This window comes from Lentzea alba, from assembly GCF_047445655.1.
GTDB classification, from domain to species: domain Bacteria; phylum Actinomycetota; class Actinomycetes; order Mycobacteriales; family Pseudonocardiaceae; genus Lentzea; species Lentzea alba_A.
This window is the reverse complement of the sequence record NZ_JAJAEG010000003.1, coordinates 351776-371548: the sequence shown is the minus strand read 5'-3', so window position 1 is coordinate 371548 and position 19773 is coordinate 351776. Positions and strand designations below refer to the sequence as shown.

The window sequence follows — 19773 nt, the reverse complement described above, 5'->3', positions numbered from 1 at the left end:
CGGCTGTCAATCAAAAGTCGGCGCATAGCTGTCAAATGGCACGTATCTTCAGGATGAGAGCCGCCATTACTTGGGTGCGAACGAGCGCCGGGGCAGCGCTGGTGATCGGCACGAACCGAGGGCAGGCACGCTCATTCCCCAGTACGCCTGGGTGACGTGGGATGACCTAGGTGGCCCGGGAAGAGAGCTGCACCTCGGCGGAACCCGCGGCGACCTCACCCAGCCGCGCGTCCAGCACCTCCGGCGACAGCACGTGCCGCACCACCATCGCGGCCGCGCCCAGCGCTCCTGCCGTCACCCCGGCCCCGGACGCGACGATCCGCAGGTTCTCCGTGGCCAGCGGCAGCGAGCGACGGTAGATCGACTCGCGCACGCCGGCCAGCAGCATCTCCCCCGCCTCCGCCAGCAGCCCGCCGATGACCACGAGCGACGGGTTGAACATGCTCACGCACCCCGCGAGCACCTCACCGATGTCCCGACCGGCCTGCCGCACAACCCGCCCGGCTTCGAGATTCCCGGACCGCACCAGGTTCACCACGTCAGCCGTGGACGAAGCCGGATGCCCCAGTTCTCGCAGCTTCGCCGCCAGCGCGGGACCGGCGGCCACCGCCTCAAGGCAGTCCGTGTTGCCACACCGACAAAGCGCCTCCAGCGACGAACCCCGCTGCGGCACCCGGATGTGCCCGAGGTCCCCCGCCGCGCCGGCCGCACCCCGGTGCAGCACACCGTTGCTGATCAGCCCGCCGCCGATGCCGGTCGCCGCCTTCACCACGATCATGTGCGCCACGTCCGGGTGCGAGGCGGTGTGCTCGCCCAGCGCCATCAGGTTGACCTCGTTGTCGACGAGCACCGGCACGTCGAACTCCGCCGCGATCGCCGCCGGCACGTCGAATCCGTCCCAGCCCGGCATGATCGGCGGGTTGTTCGGGCGGCCGGTGGAGTGCTCGACCGGACCCGGCAGGCCGATGCCCACACCCGCGATCTCCACACCAGCCAGGTCTGCGAGCAGCGAGCGCCAGGTCGCGACCAGGAGCGGCAGGATCACCGAGGGCCCGTCCGCGACGTCCAGGTCGATCTGGGAGACGGCGAGCAACCGGCAGCCCAGGTCGGAGACCGCGACGGTGGCGTGGGTGGCACCCAGCTCGGCCGCCAGCACGTGCTGGGCGCCGGGGTTGAACCCGAACCGCCCGGCCGGGCGGCCGCCGGTGGACTCACCGGTACCGCTGTCCGAGACCAGCCCTGCGGCCACGAGCAGGTCCAGCCTCGCGCGCACCGTGGAGCGGGCGAGGCCGGTCGCGGTCACGATCTCCGCTCGGGTGCGCGGCCGGCCGTCCATCAGCAGACGCAGCACAGCGGCCGGCGATCCCGCCTCTACACCCAAGGTGCTCTCCATCGAACAATTGTCACATCGGAACGAGAAGACGGCGTCACCCGCCGGAGCTGAACGCGGCGTCGAACGAGGCCGACGGCGGGTCGAAAGCGTTGCGGCGGATGAACTCCAGCGCCTCGGGTGCGCCGACGAGCCGGTCCATCCCCGCGTCCTCCCACTCGACGCTGATCGGACCGTGGTAGCCGATCGTGTTGAGCATCCGGAACGACTCCTCCCACGGCACGTCACCGCGTCCGGTGGAGACGAAGTCCCAGCCGCGCCGCGGGTCCGCCCACGGCAGGTGCGAGCCGAGCCGGCCGTTGCGGCCGTTGCCGACCTGGCGCCGGGCGTCCTTGCAGTCGACGTGGTAGATCCGGTCGCGGAAGTCCCACAGGAACCCGACCGGGTCGAGGTCCTGCCAGACGAAGTGCGACGGGTCCCAGTTGAGGCCGAACGCCGGCCGGTGCCCGATCGCCTCCAGCGCGCGGACGGTCGTCCAGTAGTCGTAGGCGATCTCGGACGGGTGGACCTCGTGCGCGAACCGGACGCCGACCTCGTCGAACACGTCCAGGATCGGGTTCCAGCGGTCGGCGAAGTCCTGGTAGCCGGCGTCGATCATCGAAGCCGGTGCCGGCGGGAACATCGCGACCGTCTTCCAGATCGACGAACCGGTGAAGCCCACGACCGTGTCGACGCCGAGGCGAGCAGCGGCCCGCGCGGTCGCCTTCATCTCCTCCGCCGCCCGCTGCCGCACGCCCTCGGGGTCCCCGTCACCCCAGTTCCGCGCGGACAGAATGCCCTGGTGCCGTTCGTCGATCGGGTCGTCGCACACGGCCTGACCGGTGAGGTGGTTGGAGATCGCCCACACCTTCAGGTCGTGCTTGGCGAGGATCGCGAGCCGGTCCGCGATGTAGTCGTCGTCCTCCGCGGCCCGCCACGGGTCAATGTGGTCACCCCAGCAGGCGATCTCCAGGCCGTCGTAGCCCCAGCCGGAGGCCAGGCGGCAGACCTCCTCGAACGGCAGGTCGGCCCACTGACCGGTGAACAACGTGATCGGACGTGCCATCTCAGCCTCCCTCAAACCTGCTGCCACGTGCGGGTCCCAGCGCTCTCCTCGACGGCCGCCAGCACGCACTGCACCTGCAGCCCATCGGCGAACGACGGCGCCGGATCGGTGCCCTCCGCCACCGCCCGCACGAAGTCCACGGCCTGGTGGGTGAACGCGTGCTCGTAGCCCAGCCCGTGCCCGGCAGGCCACCACGCATCGACGTACGGGTGCCCGGGCTCGGTCACCAGGATCCTGCGGTACCCCGCGACCGCAGGATCCTCGGTGCCGTCGAAGAACTGCAGCACGTTCATGTCCTCCAGGTCGAACGCCAGGCTGCCCGCCGAGCCGTTGACCTCGATGCGCAGCGCGTTCTTGCGGCCGTTGGCGAACCGCGTCGCCTCGAACGAGCCGACCGCACCGCCGGCGAACCGCGCCAGGAACAGCGCGGCGTCGTCGACGGTGACCGGCCCGGTCTGTCCGGTTGCGGCGGTGCCGGACAGACCGGAGTGCGCGGAGGCGAGCGGGCGCTCGGACACGAAGGTCTGCAGCGTCCCGGTCACCTCCCTGATGGTGTCACCGAGGATGAACTGGGTCGCGTCGACGATGTGCGCGCCGATGTCGCCGAGCGCGCCCGAGCCGGCCTTCTCCTTGTCCAGCCGCCACGACAGCGGCGCGGCCGGGTCCACGATCCAGTCCTGCAGGTACTGCGCGCGGACGTGGTGGATCCGTCCCAGCCTGCCCTGCGCGACCAGGTCCCTGGCCAAGCTGAGGGCAGGCACGCGCCGGTAGCTGAACCCGACCATCGCGCGGACGCCGCGTTCCGCCGCCCGTGCGGCCGCCTCCGCCATCGCGACCGCCTCGGCGACGCTGTTGGCCATCGGCTTCTCGCACAGCACGTGCTTGCCCGCCTCCAGCGCGGCGATCGCGATCTCGGCGTGCGTGTCACCCGGCGTGCAGATGTCCACCACGTGGACGTCGTCGCGCTCCAGCACGGACTTCCAGTCGCTTGTGGACTCCGCCCAGCCCAGGCGTTCGGCGGCGGCCGCGGTGCGCTCGGTGTCCCGGCCGCACAACACGGACATCACCGGCCGCACCGGCAGGTCGAAGAAGTGCGGCGCGACCCGCCACGCCTGGGAGTGCGCGGCTCCCATGAAGGCGTGGCCGACCATCGCGATGCCCAGTGTCGTCACAACGTTTAGTCCTCTCCGGACTCGAAGGCGGTCGGGCGATCATCGCGGTGTGTCCCCGCGACGGCGCCACGGATGCTGTGTCCTCTCAGGACTCGAAGGCGGTCGGCAGGTAGCGGTCGACGTTCTCCTTCGTCACGACCGGCGCGTACAGCTGGACCTGACGGGGGACCTCCACCTCGACCAGGTCGCCGAGGCTCTTGTTCTGGACCGCGAGCCGCGCGAGCCGGATGCCGTCGGCGCCCTGGGTGGACGGGTAGATCACGGTCGCCTTGTGCGGGCCGTTGTCCGCCTTGATCTCCCGCATCACGTTGGCCGATCCCGCGCCGCCGACCATGAAGAACTCGTTGCGGCCGCTGTTCTTGATGGCGGCGGTGACGCCGACGCCCTGGTCGTCGTCGTGGTTCCAGATGGCGTCGATCTTCGGTGCGGCCTGCAGCAGGTTCGCGGCGGCTCGCTCACCACTCTCGACGGTGAACTCCGCCGCGACGCGGTTGCTGACCTTGAGCCCGCAGCCCTGCAGCGCCTCCGCGAAGCCCCTGCTGCGGTCCTGGGTCAACGGCAGCGAGTCGATGCCGGCGATCTCCGCGACCACGGAGCCGGGCTTGTCCTTGAGCCGCTCGCAGACGTAGGTGCCGGCGGACACGCCCATGCCGTGGTTGTCGCCCAGAACCGTTGAGCGCGCGGCGAACGGGCTGTCGAACTCGCGGTCGACGTTGATCACGGTGATGCCGGCCTTCATGGCCTTCAGGGCGACCGGGGTGAGCGCCGCGCCGTCGAACGGCAGCAGCACGATCGCGTTCACCTTGTCGTTGATGAACGTCTCCACCTGGCTGATCTGGAGGTTGACGTCGTTGGTGCCCTCGACGACGCGCAGCTCCACATCGGAGTACTTCTGCGCCTCCGTCTTGGCGGCGTTGGTGATCGCGGCCATCCAGCCGTGGTCGGCGGCCGGTGCGGAGAAGCCGATGACGACCTTCTCGCCCGGCTCGTCGTTGGCGACCTTCACACCGCCGCTCTGGTTTCCGCCGCCCTGGTTCTGCGGCGTGTTGCCGGTGCAGGCGGAGAGGGTGAGCGCTAATGCGGCTAGGACAGCGATTCTCTTGAGTGGCATGGGTTTGTCGTCTCCTCGGGTGGCAGCGGTCGTGAGGTGCGGCGTCAAGCGCCGCTGCGTCTGGCCAGCCGCTGCTGGAGGAGGACGGCGACCACGATGATCGCGCCCTTCGCGACGGCCTGGGCGGAGATGGAGAGGTTGTTGAGGGTGAAGACGTTCGACAGCGTGGTGAAGATCAGGACGCCGAAGACGGTGCCCGCGATCGTGCCGCGGCCGCCGGTCAGCAGCGTGCCGCCGATCACGACCGCGGCGATGGCGTCGAGCTCGTACAGGCCGCCGTGCGTCGCGCTGCCGGTCGTGGTGCGGGCGATCAGCATGACGGCGGCCAGCCCGCAGCACAGGCCGAGCAGCGTGTAGAGCATCACGGTGTGGCGCCGCACGTCGATGCCGGCCAGCCGCGCCGCCTCCGGGTTGCCGCCGACGGCGAACGTGCGGCGGCCGAACGTGGTGCGGTTGAGCAGCACCCATCCGGCCACCGCGACCACCGCGAAGATCACCACGAGCACCGGTACCCCCAGGACCGATGCGTCGAAGAACGCGGTGAAACCCGGCACGTTCACGATCTGCGTCTTGCGGTTGGAGATGATCTCGGCGAGACCGCGCGCGGCGGCGAGGCTCGCCAGGGTCGCGATGAACGCCACGACCCGGCCGTAGGCGATCAGCGCTCCGTTGACCAGTCCACACGCCCCGCCCACCACCAGCGCGGTGAACACGATGACGATCCAGTGCGTGTCGTTGGCGATCCCTTGGGTGGCAAGGGTTGTCGCCCACACCGAGGACAGCGCGACGATCGCGCCCACCGACAGGTCGATGCCGCCGCCGGTGATCACGAACGTCATACCGACGCTCACGACGCCGATGACCGCCGCGAGCCGCAGGATGGTGAGCACGTTGTCGACGTCGGCGAACCGGTCGCCCGCGGTGACCACACCGCCCAGGCACAACAGGACCAGCGCGACCACCAGACCGGTGTTGCGCCCGGCCGGGGAGGCGAGCAGGGCCGAGATGCTGGAGTGCTTCGCTGCCGGAGCCTTGATCTGCGCGGGCACGGCGGCGGTGTCCTCGCTCATGCGGCGTGTCCTTCCATGACCAGGTCGAGGACCCGGGACTCGTCGATCTCGTCGGCCGGCCCCTCGTGGACCACCCGCCCCTCGCGCACCACCAGGACCCGGTCGGCCAGCCCCAGGACCTCCTCGACGTCGCTGGACACGACGACCACGGCCACCCCGGAGTCCGCCAGCGAGCGGATGAGCTCGTAGATCTCGCTGCGCGCACCCACGTCCACGCCGCGGGTGGGCTCGTCCAGCAGCAACACCCGGCACTCCCGCAGCAACCACCGCGCGAGCACGACCTTCTGCTGGTTGCCTCCGGACAGCCCGCGCACCACCCGGTCGACGCCCGCGGGCCGCACGTCCAGCGCCTCGGTGAGCTTGCTCGACCGGGCACGTTCGGCGCGGTCGTCGAGGAACCCGAACCGGGCGAACGACGACATCGACGAGACGGTGATGTTGCGGAACACGGCCTGGTCCAACAGCAATCCCTGGCTCTTGCGCTCCTCCGGGCACAGCCCCATCCCCGCGCGCACGGCCGCGCCGACACTCCCCCGCCGCAACTTCCTGCCGTCGACCTCGACGGTGCCCTCGGCCGCTTTGCGCGCGCCGTAGACGGTCTCCAGGATCTCCGACCGGCCAGACCCGACGAGCCCCGCGAGCCCGACCACCTCCCCGGCGCGGACGGTGAGGTCCACCTCGGCGAAGCGGGCGCCGTCGGCCAGTCCGCGCACCTTCAGGATCTCCGGTGCGGCCGGGTCGACCGGTTTCCGTTGCGGGAACACGTTCTCCAGCACCCGCCCGGTCATCAACGCGATCAGGTCAGCGGTCTTCGTTTCGCGCGCGTTCAGGCCCGTGGCGACCGTGCGACCGTCCTTGAGCACGGTCACCCGGTCGCCGATCTCCCTGATCTCCGCCAGCCGGTGCGAGATGTAGATCACCGCCACCCCCTGGGCGGTGAGCTCCCTGATGATCCCGAACAGCACCCGCACCTCGTCCGGGTCCAGCACGGCCGACGGCTCGTCCATGATCAGCAGCTGCCCGTCCAGCGACAGCGCCCGAGCCATGCTGACGACCTGCTGGTGCGCCACGGACAACCGCCCGACATCGCGATCGGGCCAGATCTCCGGGTGCCCCAGCCTCGCGAGCAGCGCACGGGTCCTGCGCCGCGCTTCCGCTCGTTTCGTGAAGCCCGCCGTGGACAGTTCGTGGCCGAGGAACACGTTGTCCGCCACCGACAACCCCGCCACGAGATCGAGCTCCTGGTAAATGGCGGCCACCCCGCTGCGCATCGCGGCGGTGGGATTGCCGAACTCCACGACCTCGCCCCGCCAGCGGATCTCGCCCTCGTCCGGCCGATGCGCACCGGACAACACCTTGATCAGCGTCGACTTGCCCGCGCCGTTCTGCCCGAGCAGGCAATGCACCTCCCCCGCGCGCACCTCGAAGTCCACGCCCTGCAGAGCCGTCACACCGGGAAAGCGCTTAACCAGCCCGCGGACAGACAGCAGCGAGCTCACCATTGAGTCCTCCGGGCCACTGGAACCCCTGTGCCATCAGGGAATTCGGCCTTACAAGGACCTAAGCTAATGAGCCGTTTTCAACCCGGTCAAGGTGGACGGCGTGGCACATATCGGCCAACTTTTTCCTTGACCGGCAGGCGGCCACGTGGGTTGGCAGAATGCGGTGATGCGAATCAAACACCAGGTGGTGACCTTCGACGCGGCCGATCTCGCCGCGGAGAGCCGCTTCTGGGCGGGTGTGCTCGGCGGGAAGGTCGACGAGGACGGCGACTGGCACATGGTGATCGTCGACGGCGCCCCGCGGGTGGGCGTGCAGCTCGCGCCCGACCACACGCCGCCGGAGTGGCCGGACGGGCCGACCAAGCAGCAGATCCACCTCGATCTGTGGGTGGAGGACTTCGCTGAGGCGCACGAGCAGGTCATGGCTCTCGGCGCGTCGGTGCTGAAACCGGCTCTGGGAAACACCGCCGGGGACGACTTCCAGGTGTACGCCGACCCTGCCGGTCACCCGTTTTGCCTGTGCTGGCTGGTCGCCGAGCAACGCGGGTAGCGCAACGGCGGCCGTGGACGTGACCACGGCCGCCGCAAGGGCTACCTCAGCTCGTACGCCCGGATGACCGTCTGCTCCACCGATCCGGCCGCGTCACCGGTCTTCCCCTTGAGCGACACCGACTTCGCGCCCACGGGATGGTGCAGCGTGACCAACCACTTGCCGCCCACCCGGAACACCTTCACCGGCTGCCAGGTCACACCGTCGTCGTAGGACACCTGGATCTCGGGAGTCCTGACGTCGGTGACGTGCCCCGGCGTGCCGTTGCGCTGCACGCTGACCGGAACGATCAGCGGACGACCGGCCGCCGCACGGTTGTGCTCGTCGAGCTTCGGCTCGAACCGCAGCGCCAGCAACGGAATCGGCGCGGTGGTGCGTTCCGAGGTGAACGTCCACGTCGTGTCCAGCTTGGAGGTCAGCGAGTTCTCGCGGCTTCCGGTGACGTGGAACCGGTAGGTGTCCTTGGCGTCCCGCACTTCGGCGGCGGCGTACCCCGGCTTGCGGCTGTCCGAGAGCACCTCGTCGCCCCGGTAGAGCACCGACCTGGTCTCCTGGCCGACGACGCCACCGCCGACGGAGTCGCCGTTCTGGCTGAACATCGGCACGCCCAGGAACAGCAGGGTGCCCGAGCGGTCCGCGTTCAGGCTTCCCGCCGGGAACGACGGTCCGAACACCGCGGTGTTCCAGCGTTCGTCGACGTGCTGGCCTCGTGTGAACGTGCGCGTTCGCCAGTTCTGGAGTCCCAGGAGCTTCCACGTGTCGACCGGGTCGAGCTCCTCCATCGTCGCCGACCACGGCACGCCCGGCGTGTAGTACTGCCGCAACCGCAGCGGGGCCGGACCGGAGGCACCGCCGTTGTGGCGGATGAGCGACCCCGGCACGCGGACGTGCGTCACCGAGTCGACTCGGGCCAGTGAGGAGTCGGGCACGGCACGCCGCAGATCGGCCGGCACTGCGCCCTTCTCCACCATGCGCAGGTTGTACTGGAACGGGCTGCCGTTGAACGTGCCGTCCGCGTGCTTGCGGGCCTTCAGGATCTCCGCGGACCACTCGAACTCCGGCGCCGTGGTCGTCGACGGGTGCACGCGCAGATCGGTGAAACCGACCATGCCGAAGCCGCTGCCGAAGTGGCCCCACGACGCCTTCGTGATGAAGTGGACATCAGCCCGGCCGTCGCTCGCGTCAGGTCGTTCGACGGCGAGGTCCGGCACGGTGCCCTTGCGGTGGTCCAGCACGAACTCCCGCGGACCCGTCACCTCGACGCGAGGTTCGACCAGCCAGGAGAGCTCGGACCCCACCGGGTTGGAGGCCATGTCCAGCAGGTAGCGCCCCCTCGGCAGCATCCGGGTGATCGTGCCGGACGGGTCGTAACCGTCCTGGTCGCGGCTGTTGAACTCGCGTTCCGCGTCGAGGTTCACGAGCCGGTACTGGTAGCGCGGCGTCGGTTTGCCGTCGCCGTCGACGAACGAGAGCTTCACCGGATAGCTCTCGATCTGCTTCTCGACGGTGAGCGGAATCCTGGTGCCGCTGGAGGACTTCACGACCGCGCTGTAGAGCCCGTCCGGCACGTTCACCCGTGTGTCCGCGGTGACGGTAGCTGTGGCCGTGCCGCCCGCAGGCACGGTGAGCTGAGCCGGGGCCACGCTGAACACGCCCGCACCTGGCTTCTGCTCGTCGATCGAGAGGTCCAGCGTCACCGGTTCGCTGCCGGTGTTGCGGTAGGTGACCTTGCGGACGATCGGCTCGTCGTCGCCGTGCGGCCAGTCCGCTCGACCCATGCTCAGGCTGCCGGTGTTCGCCGTGACGGTGGCGGCCGCGGCCTTCGCGATGTCCACGCGGCCCGCACCCTGGTCGTAGACGGTGTTGGCGGCGTTGGGCTTGGCGGTGTTCATCAACGCCGCCTTGATGTCCTGCCCCGTCCACGCCGGGTGCTGCGCGGCCAGGATCGCCGCGGCGCCCGCCACGTGCGGTGCGGCCATCGACGTGCCGTCCAGGGCGACGTGGTGCTCGCCCACCGGGGTGCCGATGGTGCCGTTGCGCGCCTTGGCCGCCACGATGCCGACGCCGGGCGCGGTGATGTCCGGCTTGATCGCGTTGTCCTTGAACCGCGGGCCGCGGCTGGAGAAGTTCGCGAGCGCGTCATCGCGGTGCACCGCTCCGACGGTCAGCGCGGCGTCGGCGGCCGCCGGTGAGGCCACCAGGCCGCCGGAGTTGCCCGCGGAGACGACGAACAGGGCACCCGTCTGCGCCGAGATCCTGTTCAGTGCCAACGACAACGGGTCGTCACCGGCGCTCGGCGGGCCACCGCCGAGGCTCATGTTGACGACCTTGGCCTTGGTGGCGGCCCACTCCATCCCGGCGATGATCCAGGACTCCTGGCCGCCCTGCGGGCCCAGGACCTTGCCGTTGACGACCTTGGCGTCCGGCGCGATGCCCTGGTACCTGCCGGCGCCGGTGATCGTGGACGCGACGTGCGTGCCGTGCCCGTTCAGATCGTCGGAGGTCGTGGTGTCGGTGAAGTTCCGCGCGTCGACGACCGCGTCCGCGAGATCCGGATGGGTGGCGTCGATGCCGGTGTCGAGCACCGCGACCGTCACCCCCGCACCGGTGAGGCCCTTCTCCCACGCGCTCGGCGCGCCGATCTGGGCGGCGCTGCGGTCCAGCGTCGCCGTGACCTTGCCGTCGAGCCAGACCTTCGTCGTGCCCATCGCGCGGGCCCGCGTCCAGAACTCACCGTTCTTCGGTGCCTCCGCCGCGCGCGCTCCGATGCTGGCGAGCGAACGGCCACTCGCCAGGTCACCCTCGACGATCAACGGAATGGTGTCGCGGCTCGAGTCGTCGTAGCCGGACCTCGCGAGCAACGACACGTCGAACAGCCGCTCGTCGAGCGTGCCCGACGCGACCTGCTGCTCGGCGTCCGCGGGAACGACGTGCAGGTCGCCCGCCGTGTCGGTGTACCGGTGAAAACCGATGTGCTCACGGCCTCTGCCGGGCCTGGTGCGCACCTCGCCGCCGACCACGGAAACCTGGTCACCGGTGATCAACGTGACCGTGGTCGTGAGGCCGCCGGTCTGCTCCCCAGTCGCCGCGGCGGGCACTGCGGCCGTGGACATGACCACGGCGGCCGCCAGCCCAGCGGCGAGCATTCTCTTGTTCAATTCGAATCCCCCGTTTTTTGCGCCCTGGTGAGGAGCGCTTCCCCTACGTGGAGGATGCCACCGGGGTAGCGGAGGTTGCGTCCGTTCGTGAGAACTAGCCTGATGGGGTGATCCTCACCAGCGACCGCCTCACGATCCGGCCGTTCCGCGCCGAGGACGCACAGCCGTTCGCGGACTACCGGTCGGACCCGGACGTGGCGCGCTACCAGGACTGGAGCACGCCGTTCCCGGTCGAGGCCGCCGCACGGATGATCGACGAGATGACCGATCCCGCGGAGCCGGGCTGGTTCCAGTACGCGGTCGACCTCGACGGCACCCTGATCGGCGATGTCGGCGTCAACACGCACGAGAACCTCATGCAGGCCGACATCGGCTACACGCTCGCCCCGGCGCACCAGGGTCACGGCTACGCGACCGAAGCCGTGCAGCTGATGCTGCGGCACCTGTTCGACGAGCGCGGCCTGCACCGCGTGTCCGCCGAGTGCGACGCCCGCAACGAGCGTTCGGTGAAGCTGTTGACACGGCTGGGTTTCCGGCAGGAGGGGCATCGGGTCGCGCACACCTGGATCAAGGGCGAGTGGACCGACGACCTGCTGTTCGGCTTGCTCGCGGTCGACTTCAGGAGGCTGTGAGCTACGTTGAGGCCATGGAGATCTACGACATCCCGGTCAGCACTCTCGCGGGAGAGCCAGGCAACCTGAGCGACCTGCGCGGCAAGGTGCTGCTCGTCGTCAACGTCGCCTCGCGCTGCGGCCTCACCCCGCAGTACGCGGGCCTGGAGCGGCTCCAGGAGAAGTACGGCGAGGACGGCTTCTCCGTGATCGGCTTCCCGTGCAACCAGTTCGCCGGACAGGAACCGGGCACCTCCGAGGAGATCGCCACCTTCTGCTCGACGACGTACGGGGTGTCGTTCCCCCTGTACGAGAAGGTGGAGGTCAACGGCTCCGGGCAGCACCCCCTCTACCAGCAGCTCGTGCAGCACGCCGACGCCGCGGGGGCCGCGGGCGACGTGCAGTGGAACTTCGAGAAGTTCCTGGTGTCGCGCGAGGGCGAGGTGCTGGGCCGGTTCCGCCCGAAGGTCGAGCCGGAGGACCCCACGCTCACCGAGGCCATCGAAGCCGCCCTCCGCTAGGCCCCGGCCACGAAGCGGGCCGTCGCGCGAGGACTGCGGAACACGTGCAGTTCCGCGTCCTTGGCGTGCGTCGTGATCGCTTCCAGGAGCTGCGGTCGGTGCTTGCGGCGCCACGACCACACCCAGACCCAGAAGTCGAACCGTTCCCGCGAGCGCTTCAACGCCCGCCAGGCGCAGCGCGGGAACGAGTAGTCGAGCAGGATCACGGCGTCCGCCCGTTGGAGGCGCACGGCGAGGACGTCGTAAGGGCCGAGGTCGCCGTCCATGATCCACTGTTCGGCGTCGGCGAGTTCGCCCTGGACGTCGGCCCAGCGGTTGGGTGGGGTGGGTTCCAGGTTCGGTCCCCAGAAGTGCTTGTCGAGCTCGACGACCGGGAGCCCGGTCGCGGCGCCGAGTGTGATGGCGAGGGTTGATTTCCCCGCACCGCCGCGGCCGAGGATCACAACGCGTTTCATGAGCACAATCGTGTCAGAACGGAAGGCCGGGCCGTGATCACGGCACCGCAGGCTGTGTCCCATGCGAGCTGGGGTGTTCCTGCGCTGGGTGGCGCATCCGCTGACCGTCGGGGCCACCGCGGTCCTGCTGTTGAACGACCACGTGTTCAAGCAGGCGTGGCCGGGTCTCGTCACCGGCAAGCTCAGCGACTTCGCCGGGCTGGTGGTGGCGCCGGCGGTCTTGGGGCTGCTGTCCGGCCTGTTCCGGTTCGGCCGGATCGGCGCGGCGGCTGCGACGCTGCTGACCGGAGCCGGGTTCGCGTGGGTGAAGCTGACCAGCATCGGCGCTGAGGTCGCGTCCGCGGCGTGGTCGGTCGTCAACGGCCCCTCGGTCATCCTGGCCGACCCGACCGACCTGGTCGCACTGCCCGCGCTGGGCCTCGCCTGGTGGGCCTGGCGTCGGGTGGCGGACGCACCCCCGTTGCCGGACCGCCTGGCACACCGGGTGCGGGTGGTGGTCGCGCTGCCGTTCGCGGTTCTGGCGATCGCCGCGACTTCGCCACCGGCCGACACGCTCCCGTCGGTCAACGCCATCCAGCCCATCGCCGGTGACCAGGTGATGATCGAGGTGGGCGGGGAGTACTACAGCTCCCCTTCCGGCGTCGGTGACTGGACGCATCTGCCGGGGACACCGCCCGAGCACCTGCCTGGTCGCGGGCGGCAGCTCGAAGCCTGCGCACCCGATGACGAGGCGCGCTGTTACCGGGTGCACGGCGGTGACCTCGACTTCCCCGCGCGGCAAACTTCGCCCGACAGACGCCGGCTCGGTGTCGACGAGACGACCGACGGCGGCCAGACCTGGCGCACCGCCTGGGACCGTCCAGCCACCCGGTGGCCGTTCATCGTGCGCCAGCACCTGCTTCCCAATTGGACGGACGGCTCGCGCAAGGTGGCCAGCGTGGAACTCGTGGTCCGAGCGGTCCCGGGCGGGCATCAGGTGATCGTCGCCAATGGCATGGAGGGGCTGGCGGTCCGCAGCGCCGACGGTGTCTGGCAGCAGGTGCCCGTCGTGATCCCGGCGACCGGGCTCGACATCCGTCCCGCGCCGCTCACCGCGTTCGGGCAGGGGATCGGGGACTACGTCATCGACGCCGGCCTGATCACCGTGCTCGCCCTGCTGGTCGGGATGTCGATCGCGGGTGGCCGGGCTCGTCCCCGGCCAGGGCGCTGGCTTCCCGTGCTGCTGCCGCTCGGTCTCCTGCTGGTGGCCTCCGTGCCGATCGCCGGCGCGGTGGTGTTCTCCTCCGACTCCGCCGCCAAGTCGACGGGGACAGGACTGGTGTTCGCGCTGTGCTTGATCGGTGCCGCTGCGGGTCTCGTGCTGGCCCAGCGGATGCTGCCCCGGCCGCGGACGGCAGTGGTCGTGGCCGCCGCCGTGCTGACCGGCCTGGCCTTCCTGGGACCTGTGCTCAGCTGGACGGTCGGCCACCCGCCGGAGCACGGGCCCGCCGTCCAGCTCGGGCTGATCCTCGCGGCGGTGTGTCTCGTGCCGGTCGTGGCGGCCGGGTGGTGGGCAGGTCGGCGGACGATTTGATCGTGGTCGAGAATCACGGGGTGCCGACCGCGAAGAACCTGCTGGTGTCCGGGAGTACCGGGGACGCGATCACCGAGCTGGTGACCGCGGCGCTGTTGCTGCGCACGCCCGACGCGGAGTGGTCGCAGCTCGTGCACATCTACGTGCCGCACGGTCCCACGGTCGCCTTCAGCGGCCGCGACCTCCGCTCCCCCGGCATCGCCGAGGCCACCGAGGTGGCCCGTGCGGCGGGGTTCGAGACAGTCGTCCGCTCGCCGGGCGGACGGATGGTCGCCTACGACAGCGGCGCCGTCGTGATCGACCACCTCGACCGCACGACCGACATCCGGCACGCGGGCAGCGCGACCTTCGCCGCGAACGCCGAGAGCCACGCGCGGGTGCTGCGCGGCCTCGGCGACATCGACGCCCGCATCGGTGAAGTCGACGGCGAGTACTGCCCCGGCGAGTACAGCATCAACGTCGGGGGCGTCGCGAAGGTCGTGGGCTCGGCGCAACGGGTCACCGCCACCGGTTCCCTGTTCAGCACGGTGGTGCAGGTCGCCGTCTCGGATCGGGTGCGCGCCGTGATGATCGACGTGTCGCGGGCGCTCGGCTACGACCTGCGGGAGAGCTCCATCGCGGGGCTGGCCGACTACGCACCTGGGTTGACGGCCGACGAGGTGGCTGCGGCGTTCGCGGTGGACTACCGCAGCCGGCTCGACCTGACCGACGAGCCGTTGCCGGCCGAGGTGGTCACTCACGCGTCGACCGCTGTGTCACGCCCGTGGCCCGCACACGCTTCGACCACCGCGCACGCGGCGCCAGCCACACACGCCCCGACTGCCGCGCCGCGCGCGTTGCCGTTCCACGTCGACGACTGGACGCGAGCGAACCCCCTGCTACTCGGCCGATAGCGTGCGCAGCGTCGCCAGCACCAGCGCCCTGGTGACGGTCAAGATCTCACTCACCCGGACCTGTTCCTGCGGCCCGTGCGCAAGCCGGACATCCCCAGGCCCGTACTGCAGCGTCGGAATGCCCGCCCCCGCGTACAGCCGCAGATCGCTGCCGTAAGGCGCACCCCGCTCGACCGGCCGCGCGCCACCGGTGACGTCGGCGTGCGCAGCACCGACCAGCGACGCCAGCGGGTGCCCCGCCACCAGTCGGCCACTCGCGAACTGACCACCCGGCCACGTCACGACAGCCGGGTTCGAGCGCAACCACGGATCGGCCGCACAAGCCTCAGCCACGCACATCTCCAGCTCGGCACGGGCCGCGGCCGGGTCCTCACCCAGCTGAACGCCCAGCCGCCCCTCCGCGACCAGCAGATCAGGCACGCTGCTGGCCCAGTCACCGGCGCTAAGAACACCGACGGACAACGGGTACGGCACGGGGTACTCGGACATCAACGCGTCGGCGCCGGAGTTGCGGCGAGTTTCGAGCCGCGCGAGCGCCTGGTGGATCGGCAGGTAGGCGTCGATGGCGCTCACCCCGAAGTACCTGGTGCTGCCGTGCGTGGCGCGTCCGGGCACCTCGATGCGGAACGTGAGCGCGCCGGCGTTCGCGATCATCAGTGCGCCGCTGGTCGGTTCGGTGATGATGCAGGCGTCGCCGGTGTGGCCGCGGTCGAGCGTGCCGAACGCGCCGAGGCCGCCGTCCTCCTCGCTCACGACGAAGTGCGCGGACACCTGGCCGTGCAGCTTCACCTGAGCCGCCCGGATCGCGGCCAGCGCGGCGATGATCGCCACCACGCCGGCCTTCATGTCGCACGCCCCGCGCCCGTGCACCACGTCCCCGACGACGCGCGGCCGGAACGGATCGCCCTCCCACCTGGCCAGGTCGCCGGGCGGCACGACGTCGACGTGGCCCTGGAGGATCAGGGTCGGCCCGTCACCGCGCGGCCGGGTCTCACCGACCAGCCCCCACGCCTCCGTGCGCGGCGCCTCGGTGCCGGGGAACTCCGAGCGCGCCCGCAGGTCGGGCAGGTCCATCGACCACAGGTCGACGTCGAGGTCCAGGCGTTCCAGCTGCCGCGCCAGGACGTGCTGGAGCTCGGACTCCGCGGCGGTGCCGGTCACGCTCGGCACGGCCAGCAAGTCCAGCAGGAGCCGGCCGACGGCCTCCTCGTCCACCGCCGCCAGTGCCGCGGCCTCGACATCGCTCACGTTCGCAGTGGTCACAAGCCGTGAGACTAAGCTCGGTACAACCACGCAAACAATCGTCATTCCCGGCGAATCAGGCCCACTTTTTTGCATTGTCAAACCGCGTATGACGATCTTTTGCGCAGCCAACCGACCGGGAGCGACCTGTGGACACCATCGACGAAGCGATCATCCGCTGTGTGGTGCGCGACGCCCGTGCGACGTACGCGGAGATCGGCAAGGAGGCCGGGTTGTCCCCCTCCGCGGCCAAGAGACGCCTCGACCGCCTGGTGAAGTCCGGCGCGATCCGCGGCTTCACGGCGATCGTCGACCCCCAGTCGCTGGCGTGGCACACCGAGGCGTACGTCGAGATCTACTGCACCGGCAACCCCACCCCGGCCGAACTGCTCAAGGCGCTCGAGGACATCCCGGAGGTCGTCGACGCCTGCACCGTCTCCGGAGCGGCCGACGCGATGCTCCACATGCTCGCCGCGGACATCCCGCACCTGGAACTGGCGATCCAACGGGTGCGCGCCACCGGTCCGGTCGACCGGACCGAGAGCGTCATCGTGCTGTCACGCCTGCTGAGCCGGCCGCGCATCCAGGTCTGACGCGATGACCACGCCAGTGCGTGCGGCGCGCTGGACGCCCCAGTCGTACAAGGCCTGCAGAGCGGGCCCGAGACTGCGGCCCTCCTCGGTGAGCGAGTACTCGACGTTCGGCGGCACCTCGGCCCGCGCCACCAGGCCCGCCTCCTGCAGCTCGCGAAGCCGCTGCACGAACATCTTCTCGCTGATGCCCGGCACCTTGCGGCGCAGCTCGCCGTAGTGGTGCGGGCGTTGTTTGAGGTGGGCGAGGATGACCGCGCGCCACTTGCCGCCGACGACGTCGAGCGCGAGCTCGACAGGACAGTGGTACATGGGCGCTCCTCACCAAAAGGTGCGTACTTGCCGGGACTTCCGCGCGGTGCTGGAGTTGGCGTCGTGATCAACGACCAGTCAACACCTGCTCTCTACACCTGGGCCGGCGGCGCGGAGGCACTGCTGCGGCTCACCGAGGAGTTCTACCGCCGCGTCGCCGACGACGAGCTGCTCGCGCCGGTGTTCGCCGGCATGGATCCCGGCCACGCGCGCTATGTGGCGCTGTGGCTGGGCGAGGTGTTCGGCGGACCCGCCGCCTACACCGCCGAGCGCGGCGGCTACGAGTTCATGCTGGCCAAGCACCTCGGCCGCGCCATCACCGAGGAGCAACGCCGGCGCTGGCTGAACCTGATCATGGATGCGGCGGACGAGGTCGGGCTGCCGTCCGATCCCGAGTTCCGCGCCGCGTTCGTGTCCTATCTGGAGTGGGGAACGCGGTTGGCGGTGCAGAACTCCGCACCGGACGCCAAACCCTTCCACGGCGCGCCCGTGCCGAAGTGGGGCTGGGGCGAGGCGCCGCCCTACCTCAAGGGCTGAGGTCCGTCACCCCCGCACCGCTGCGGATGTCGAACGGAACGGAGACCTGGTCGTGGGTGATCAGCCAGTTCCCGTCGACCTTCCGGAAGCCGAACGTCGCGCGGACCCACATCCCGCCCATCGCCGCGCCGTCCTTCGAAGTGCCGCTGAGCCGGCCGAAGCAGTGTCCGAACGCGACGGTCTCGTCCACCGTCAGCACCAGGTCGCGAACCTCGTAAGCCAGGTCGTCGAAGAACGCGAACGCGCTCGCCCAGTTCTTCAGCTTCGCGTCGACACCGACGTGCTGCAGCGGCGGCTCGACGTCGAAGGACACGACGTCCTCCGAGTAGAGCCGCCGGAGCGCGTCCAGGTCCTTGCCCTCGATCCCGTCCACGATCTTGCCGATGTGCCGCCTGATCGCGGCTTCGTCCAGTTCGCGCATCATCAGTCCCTTCAACACGTTCAGGCCACCGCGACCGGCGAACCGGTGCGCAACGGCGCGAGGGCGGTGCTCCAGGCGACGACCTGGTCCAGCATCTTGGTCAGGGCGGCCACGTGGTGGTCGCCCGGCTTCAGCACGGTGAAGTTCTCGAACTCCGTGGCCAGCGACAGCGTCACCTGGGACGTCACGTCGGCCATCTCCAGCGCCCCGCACACCAGCCGCAACTGCTCGACCGCGCGGGCGCCGCCCACACCGCCGTACGACACGAACCCGATCGCCTTGTCGCGCCACTCCGCGTGCAGGAAGTCGATCGCGTTCTTCAGCACGGCCGGGGCCGAGTGGTTGTACTCGGGCGTGACCACCACGAACCCGTCGAACGACGCGATCTTCGCCGCCCACGCCCTGGTGTGCTCGTGCCCGTACTCGCCCGGCAGTTCGTCCAGGTGCGGCAACGGGTGGTCGACCAGGTCGACCACCTCGAACCGCGCGTCCCCGCGCAGGGCCGCCCGCTCCTCGACCCACCGGGCCACCTGCTCACCCCGGCGCCCCGGACGGGTGCTGCCCAGGATGATGCCGATACTGATCACGGTCTTCTCCGTTCGTGGCGTTCGCTTCCGAGCACTACGACGACGCGACCCAGGAAAACGTCAGGCTGGTCCTGACAGTTCGGCGCGGTGTCTCGTCGTGCAGGGCGAAGACCGCGAACCAACGGGAGCACCGATGACCGACGCCACGCTCGGCGAGCGCCGCCACCTGATCAACCTCGCCTACCGGTTGCTGGGCACGCTAGCCGAGGCCGAGGACGCCGTCCAGGAGGCCTATGCCCGCTGGTACGCGTTGTCAGAGCAGCAGCAGAGCGCGATCGCCTCCCCCGGTGCGTGGCTCACCACGGTCACCAGCCGCATCTGCCTCGACGTGCTCGGTTCGGCGCGCGTGCGCCGCGAACGTTATGTCGGGCAATGGATTCCCGAGCCGCTGCCGGACCCGGCCGCCGACCCCGCCGACCGCGTCACCCTGGACGAGTCGGTCACCATGGCCTTTCTCGTCGCGCTCGAGTCGATGACCCCGGCCCAGCGCGTCGCACTCGTCCTGCACGACGTCTACCGCTACTCCTTCGCGGAAGTCGCCGAGATCACCGGCCGCACGCCGGGCGCCTGCCGCGAACTCGCCTCGTCGGCCCGCCGCCGCGTCAGCGCGTCCAAGCCGCCCGCGGCCCCGGCCGTCCGCCAGGTCGAGGTGGTCCGCGACTTCAAGAACGCCTGGGAGGCCCAGGACATCACCGCCCTCGTCGGCCTCCTCGACCCCACCGCGATCTTCACCGCCGACGGCGGCGGCCTGGTCGCCACCGCGCTCGACCCGATCGAGGGCGGCGCGCAGATCGCCCAGTTCCTCATCGCCGTCGCCACCACGGTTCCCGGCGACTTCACGATGCTGGAGCGCACCGTCAACGGCCGGCCCGGCCTGCTCATCCAGCAGGACGGCGTCACCTCGTCCGTCTACGCGTTCGACTTCGCGGACGACCGCATCACCCGCGTCTGGGCCGTGCGCAACCCCGAGAAGCTCCGCTCGTGGCTGCGACAAGGAGTCGACGGGGTGAGGCCCGGCCGGTAGCTTGCCGTT

The 19773-nt window shown here is 70.2% G+C and carries 20 protein-coding genes; 8 read left to right on the top strand and 12 right to left on the bottom strand.

The window, feature by feature from the left end:
- Positions 1–166: 166 nt before the first annotated feature.
- From LFM09_RS07195 to LFM09_RS07170, 6 genes are all read right to left on the bottom strand, one after another.
- Entirely contained in the window at positions 167–1393 is a 1227-nt protein-coding gene (locus tag LFM09_RS07195) for an ROK family protein (protein WP_414095490.1), read from the bottom strand.
- Positions 1394–1427: 34 nt separating this feature from the next.
- Complete coding sequence (locus tag LFM09_RS07190) at positions 1428–2435, bottom strand: sugar phosphate isomerase/epimerase family protein (protein WP_414095489.1); 1008 nt, start codon at positions 2433–2435, stop codon at positions 1428–1430.
- Positions 2436–2446: 11 nt separating this feature from the next.
- Complete coding sequence (locus tag LFM09_RS07185; RefSeq protein WP_414095606.1) at positions 2447–3586, bottom strand: Gfo/Idh/MocA family protein; 1140 nt, start codon at positions 3584–3586, stop codon at positions 2447–2449.
- Between the two features lie 106 nt (positions 3587–3692).
- Positions 3693–4718, bottom strand: coding sequence for a substrate-binding domain-containing protein (locus LFM09_RS07180; RefSeq protein ID WP_414095488.1), 1026 nt, complete (start codon positions 4716–4718; stop codon positions 3693–3695).
- Between the two features lie 44 nt (positions 4719–4762).
- The gene (locus LFM09_RS07175; protein ID WP_414095487.1) at positions 4763–5788 is read right to left on the bottom strand and encodes an ABC transporter permease; all 1026 of its coding nucleotides are present in this window, start codon (positions 5786–5788) and stop codon (positions 4763–4765) included.
- The gene (locus LFM09_RS07170; protein WP_414095486.1) at positions 5785–7290 is read right to left on the bottom strand and encodes a sugar ABC transporter ATP-binding protein; all 1506 of its coding nucleotides are present in this window, start codon (positions 7288–7290) and stop codon (positions 5785–5787) included. Before LFM09_RS07170 ends, LFM09_RS07175 begins: the two co-directional genes overlap by 4 nt.
- A 166-nt stretch (positions 7291–7456) precedes the next feature.
- Between LFM09_RS07170 and LFM09_RS07165 the strand changes: the two genes are divergently transcribed.
- Positions 7457–7840 carry a VOC family protein gene (locus LFM09_RS07165; RefSeq protein ID WP_414095485.1) on the top strand — a complete coding sequence of 128 codons (384 nt, stop codon included), beginning with the start codon at positions 7457–7459 and terminating at the stop codon, positions 7838–7840.
- 41 nt (positions 7841–7881) lie between these two features.
- Here the strand turns inward: LFM09_RS07165 and LFM09_RS07160 are convergent, their stop codons facing one another.
- Complete coding sequence (locus LFM09_RS07160; protein WP_414095484.1) at positions 7882–10998, bottom strand: S8 family serine peptidase; 3117 nt, start codon at positions 10996–10998, stop codon at positions 7882–7884.
- 107 nt (positions 10999–11105) lie between these two features.
- On the opposite strand from LFM09_RS07160, the gene LFM09_RS07155 reads away from it, so the two are divergent.
- Both LFM09_RS07155 and LFM09_RS07150 read left to right on the top strand, forming a co-directional pair.
- Entirely contained in the window at positions 11106–11630 is a 525-nt protein-coding gene (locus tag LFM09_RS07155) for a GNAT family N-acetyltransferase (RefSeq protein WP_414095483.1), read from the top strand.
- 14 nt (positions 11631–11644) lie between these two features.
- Positions 11645–12130 (top strand): glutathione peroxidase, encoded by a 486-nt coding sequence (locus tag LFM09_RS07150; protein ID WP_414095482.1) that lies wholly within the window; start codon positions 11645–11647, stop codon positions 12128–12130.
- Here LFM09_RS07150 and LFM09_RS07145 read toward each other — a convergent pair.
- On the bottom strand, positions 12127–12585 hold the full coding sequence (locus LFM09_RS07145) for a hypothetical protein (protein ID WP_414095481.1): 459 nt from the start codon (positions 12583–12585) through the stop codon (positions 12127–12129). The genes LFM09_RS07150 and LFM09_RS07145 overlap by 4 nt on opposite strands.
- Positions 12586–12646: 61 nt before the next feature.
- Between LFM09_RS07145 and LFM09_RS07140 the strand changes: the two genes are divergently transcribed.
- Positions 12647–14158, top strand: a complete 1512-nt coding sequence (locus tag LFM09_RS07140; protein WP_414095480.1) for a hypothetical protein — start codon at positions 12647–12649, stop codon at positions 14156–14158.
- A 2-nt stretch (positions 14159–14160) separates the two neighbouring features.
- Complete coding sequence (locus tag LFM09_RS07135) at positions 14161–15051, top strand: lipoyl protein ligase domain-containing protein (RefSeq protein ID WP_414095479.1); 891 nt, start codon at positions 14161–14163, stop codon at positions 15049–15051.
- Here LFM09_RS07135 and LFM09_RS07130 read toward each other — a convergent pair.
- Positions 15037–16314, bottom strand: a complete 1278-nt coding sequence (locus LFM09_RS07130; RefSeq protein ID WP_414095478.1) for an ArgE/DapE family deacylase — start codon at positions 16312–16314, stop codon at positions 15037–15039. The two genes, LFM09_RS07135 and LFM09_RS07130, sit on opposite strands and share 15 nt — an antisense overlap.
- A 128-nt stretch (positions 16315–16442) precedes the next feature.
- Here LFM09_RS07130 and LFM09_RS07125 point away from each other — a divergent pair, with 128 nt between their 5' ends.
- Positions 16443–16886, top strand: a complete 444-nt coding sequence (locus tag LFM09_RS07125) for an Lrp/AsnC family transcriptional regulator (protein WP_414095477.1) — start codon at positions 16443–16445, stop codon at positions 16884–16886.
- Here LFM09_RS07125 and LFM09_RS07120 read toward each other — a convergent pair.
- Complete coding sequence (locus tag LFM09_RS07120) at positions 16851–17195, bottom strand: winged helix-turn-helix transcriptional regulator (RefSeq protein ID WP_414095476.1); 345 nt, start codon at positions 17193–17195, stop codon at positions 16851–16853. The genes LFM09_RS07125 and LFM09_RS07120 overlap by 36 nt on opposite strands.
- Before the next feature lie 63 nt (positions 17196–17258).
- Between LFM09_RS07120 and LFM09_RS07115 the strand changes: the two genes are divergently transcribed.
- Positions 17259–17732, top strand: a complete 474-nt coding sequence (locus tag LFM09_RS07115; protein WP_414095475.1) for a group II truncated hemoglobin — start codon at positions 17259–17261, stop codon at positions 17730–17732.
- Here the strand turns inward: LFM09_RS07115 and LFM09_RS07110 are convergent.
- Both LFM09_RS07110 and LFM09_RS07105 read right to left on the bottom strand, forming a co-directional pair.
- On the bottom strand, positions 17722–18171 hold the full coding sequence (locus LFM09_RS07110; RefSeq protein WP_414095474.1) for a YybH family protein: 450 nt from the start codon (positions 18169–18171) through the stop codon (positions 17722–17724). The two genes, LFM09_RS07115 and LFM09_RS07110, sit on opposite strands and share 11 nt — an antisense overlap.
- 2 nt (positions 18172–18173) lie before the next feature.
- Positions 18174–18740: an NADPH-dependent FMN reductase gene (locus LFM09_RS07105; protein ID WP_414095473.1), complete on the bottom strand. Its 567-nt coding sequence runs from the start codon at positions 18738–18740 to the stop codon at positions 18174–18176.
- A 133-nt stretch (positions 18741–18873) separates the two neighbouring features.
- Here LFM09_RS07105 and sigJ point away from each other — a divergent pair, with 133 nt between their 5' ends.
- Entirely contained in the window at positions 18874–19764 is an 891-nt protein-coding gene (gene sigJ, locus LFM09_RS07100; RefSeq protein ID WP_414095472.1) for an RNA polymerase sigma factor SigJ, read from the top strand.
- Positions 19765–19773: the final 9 nt, after the last annotated feature.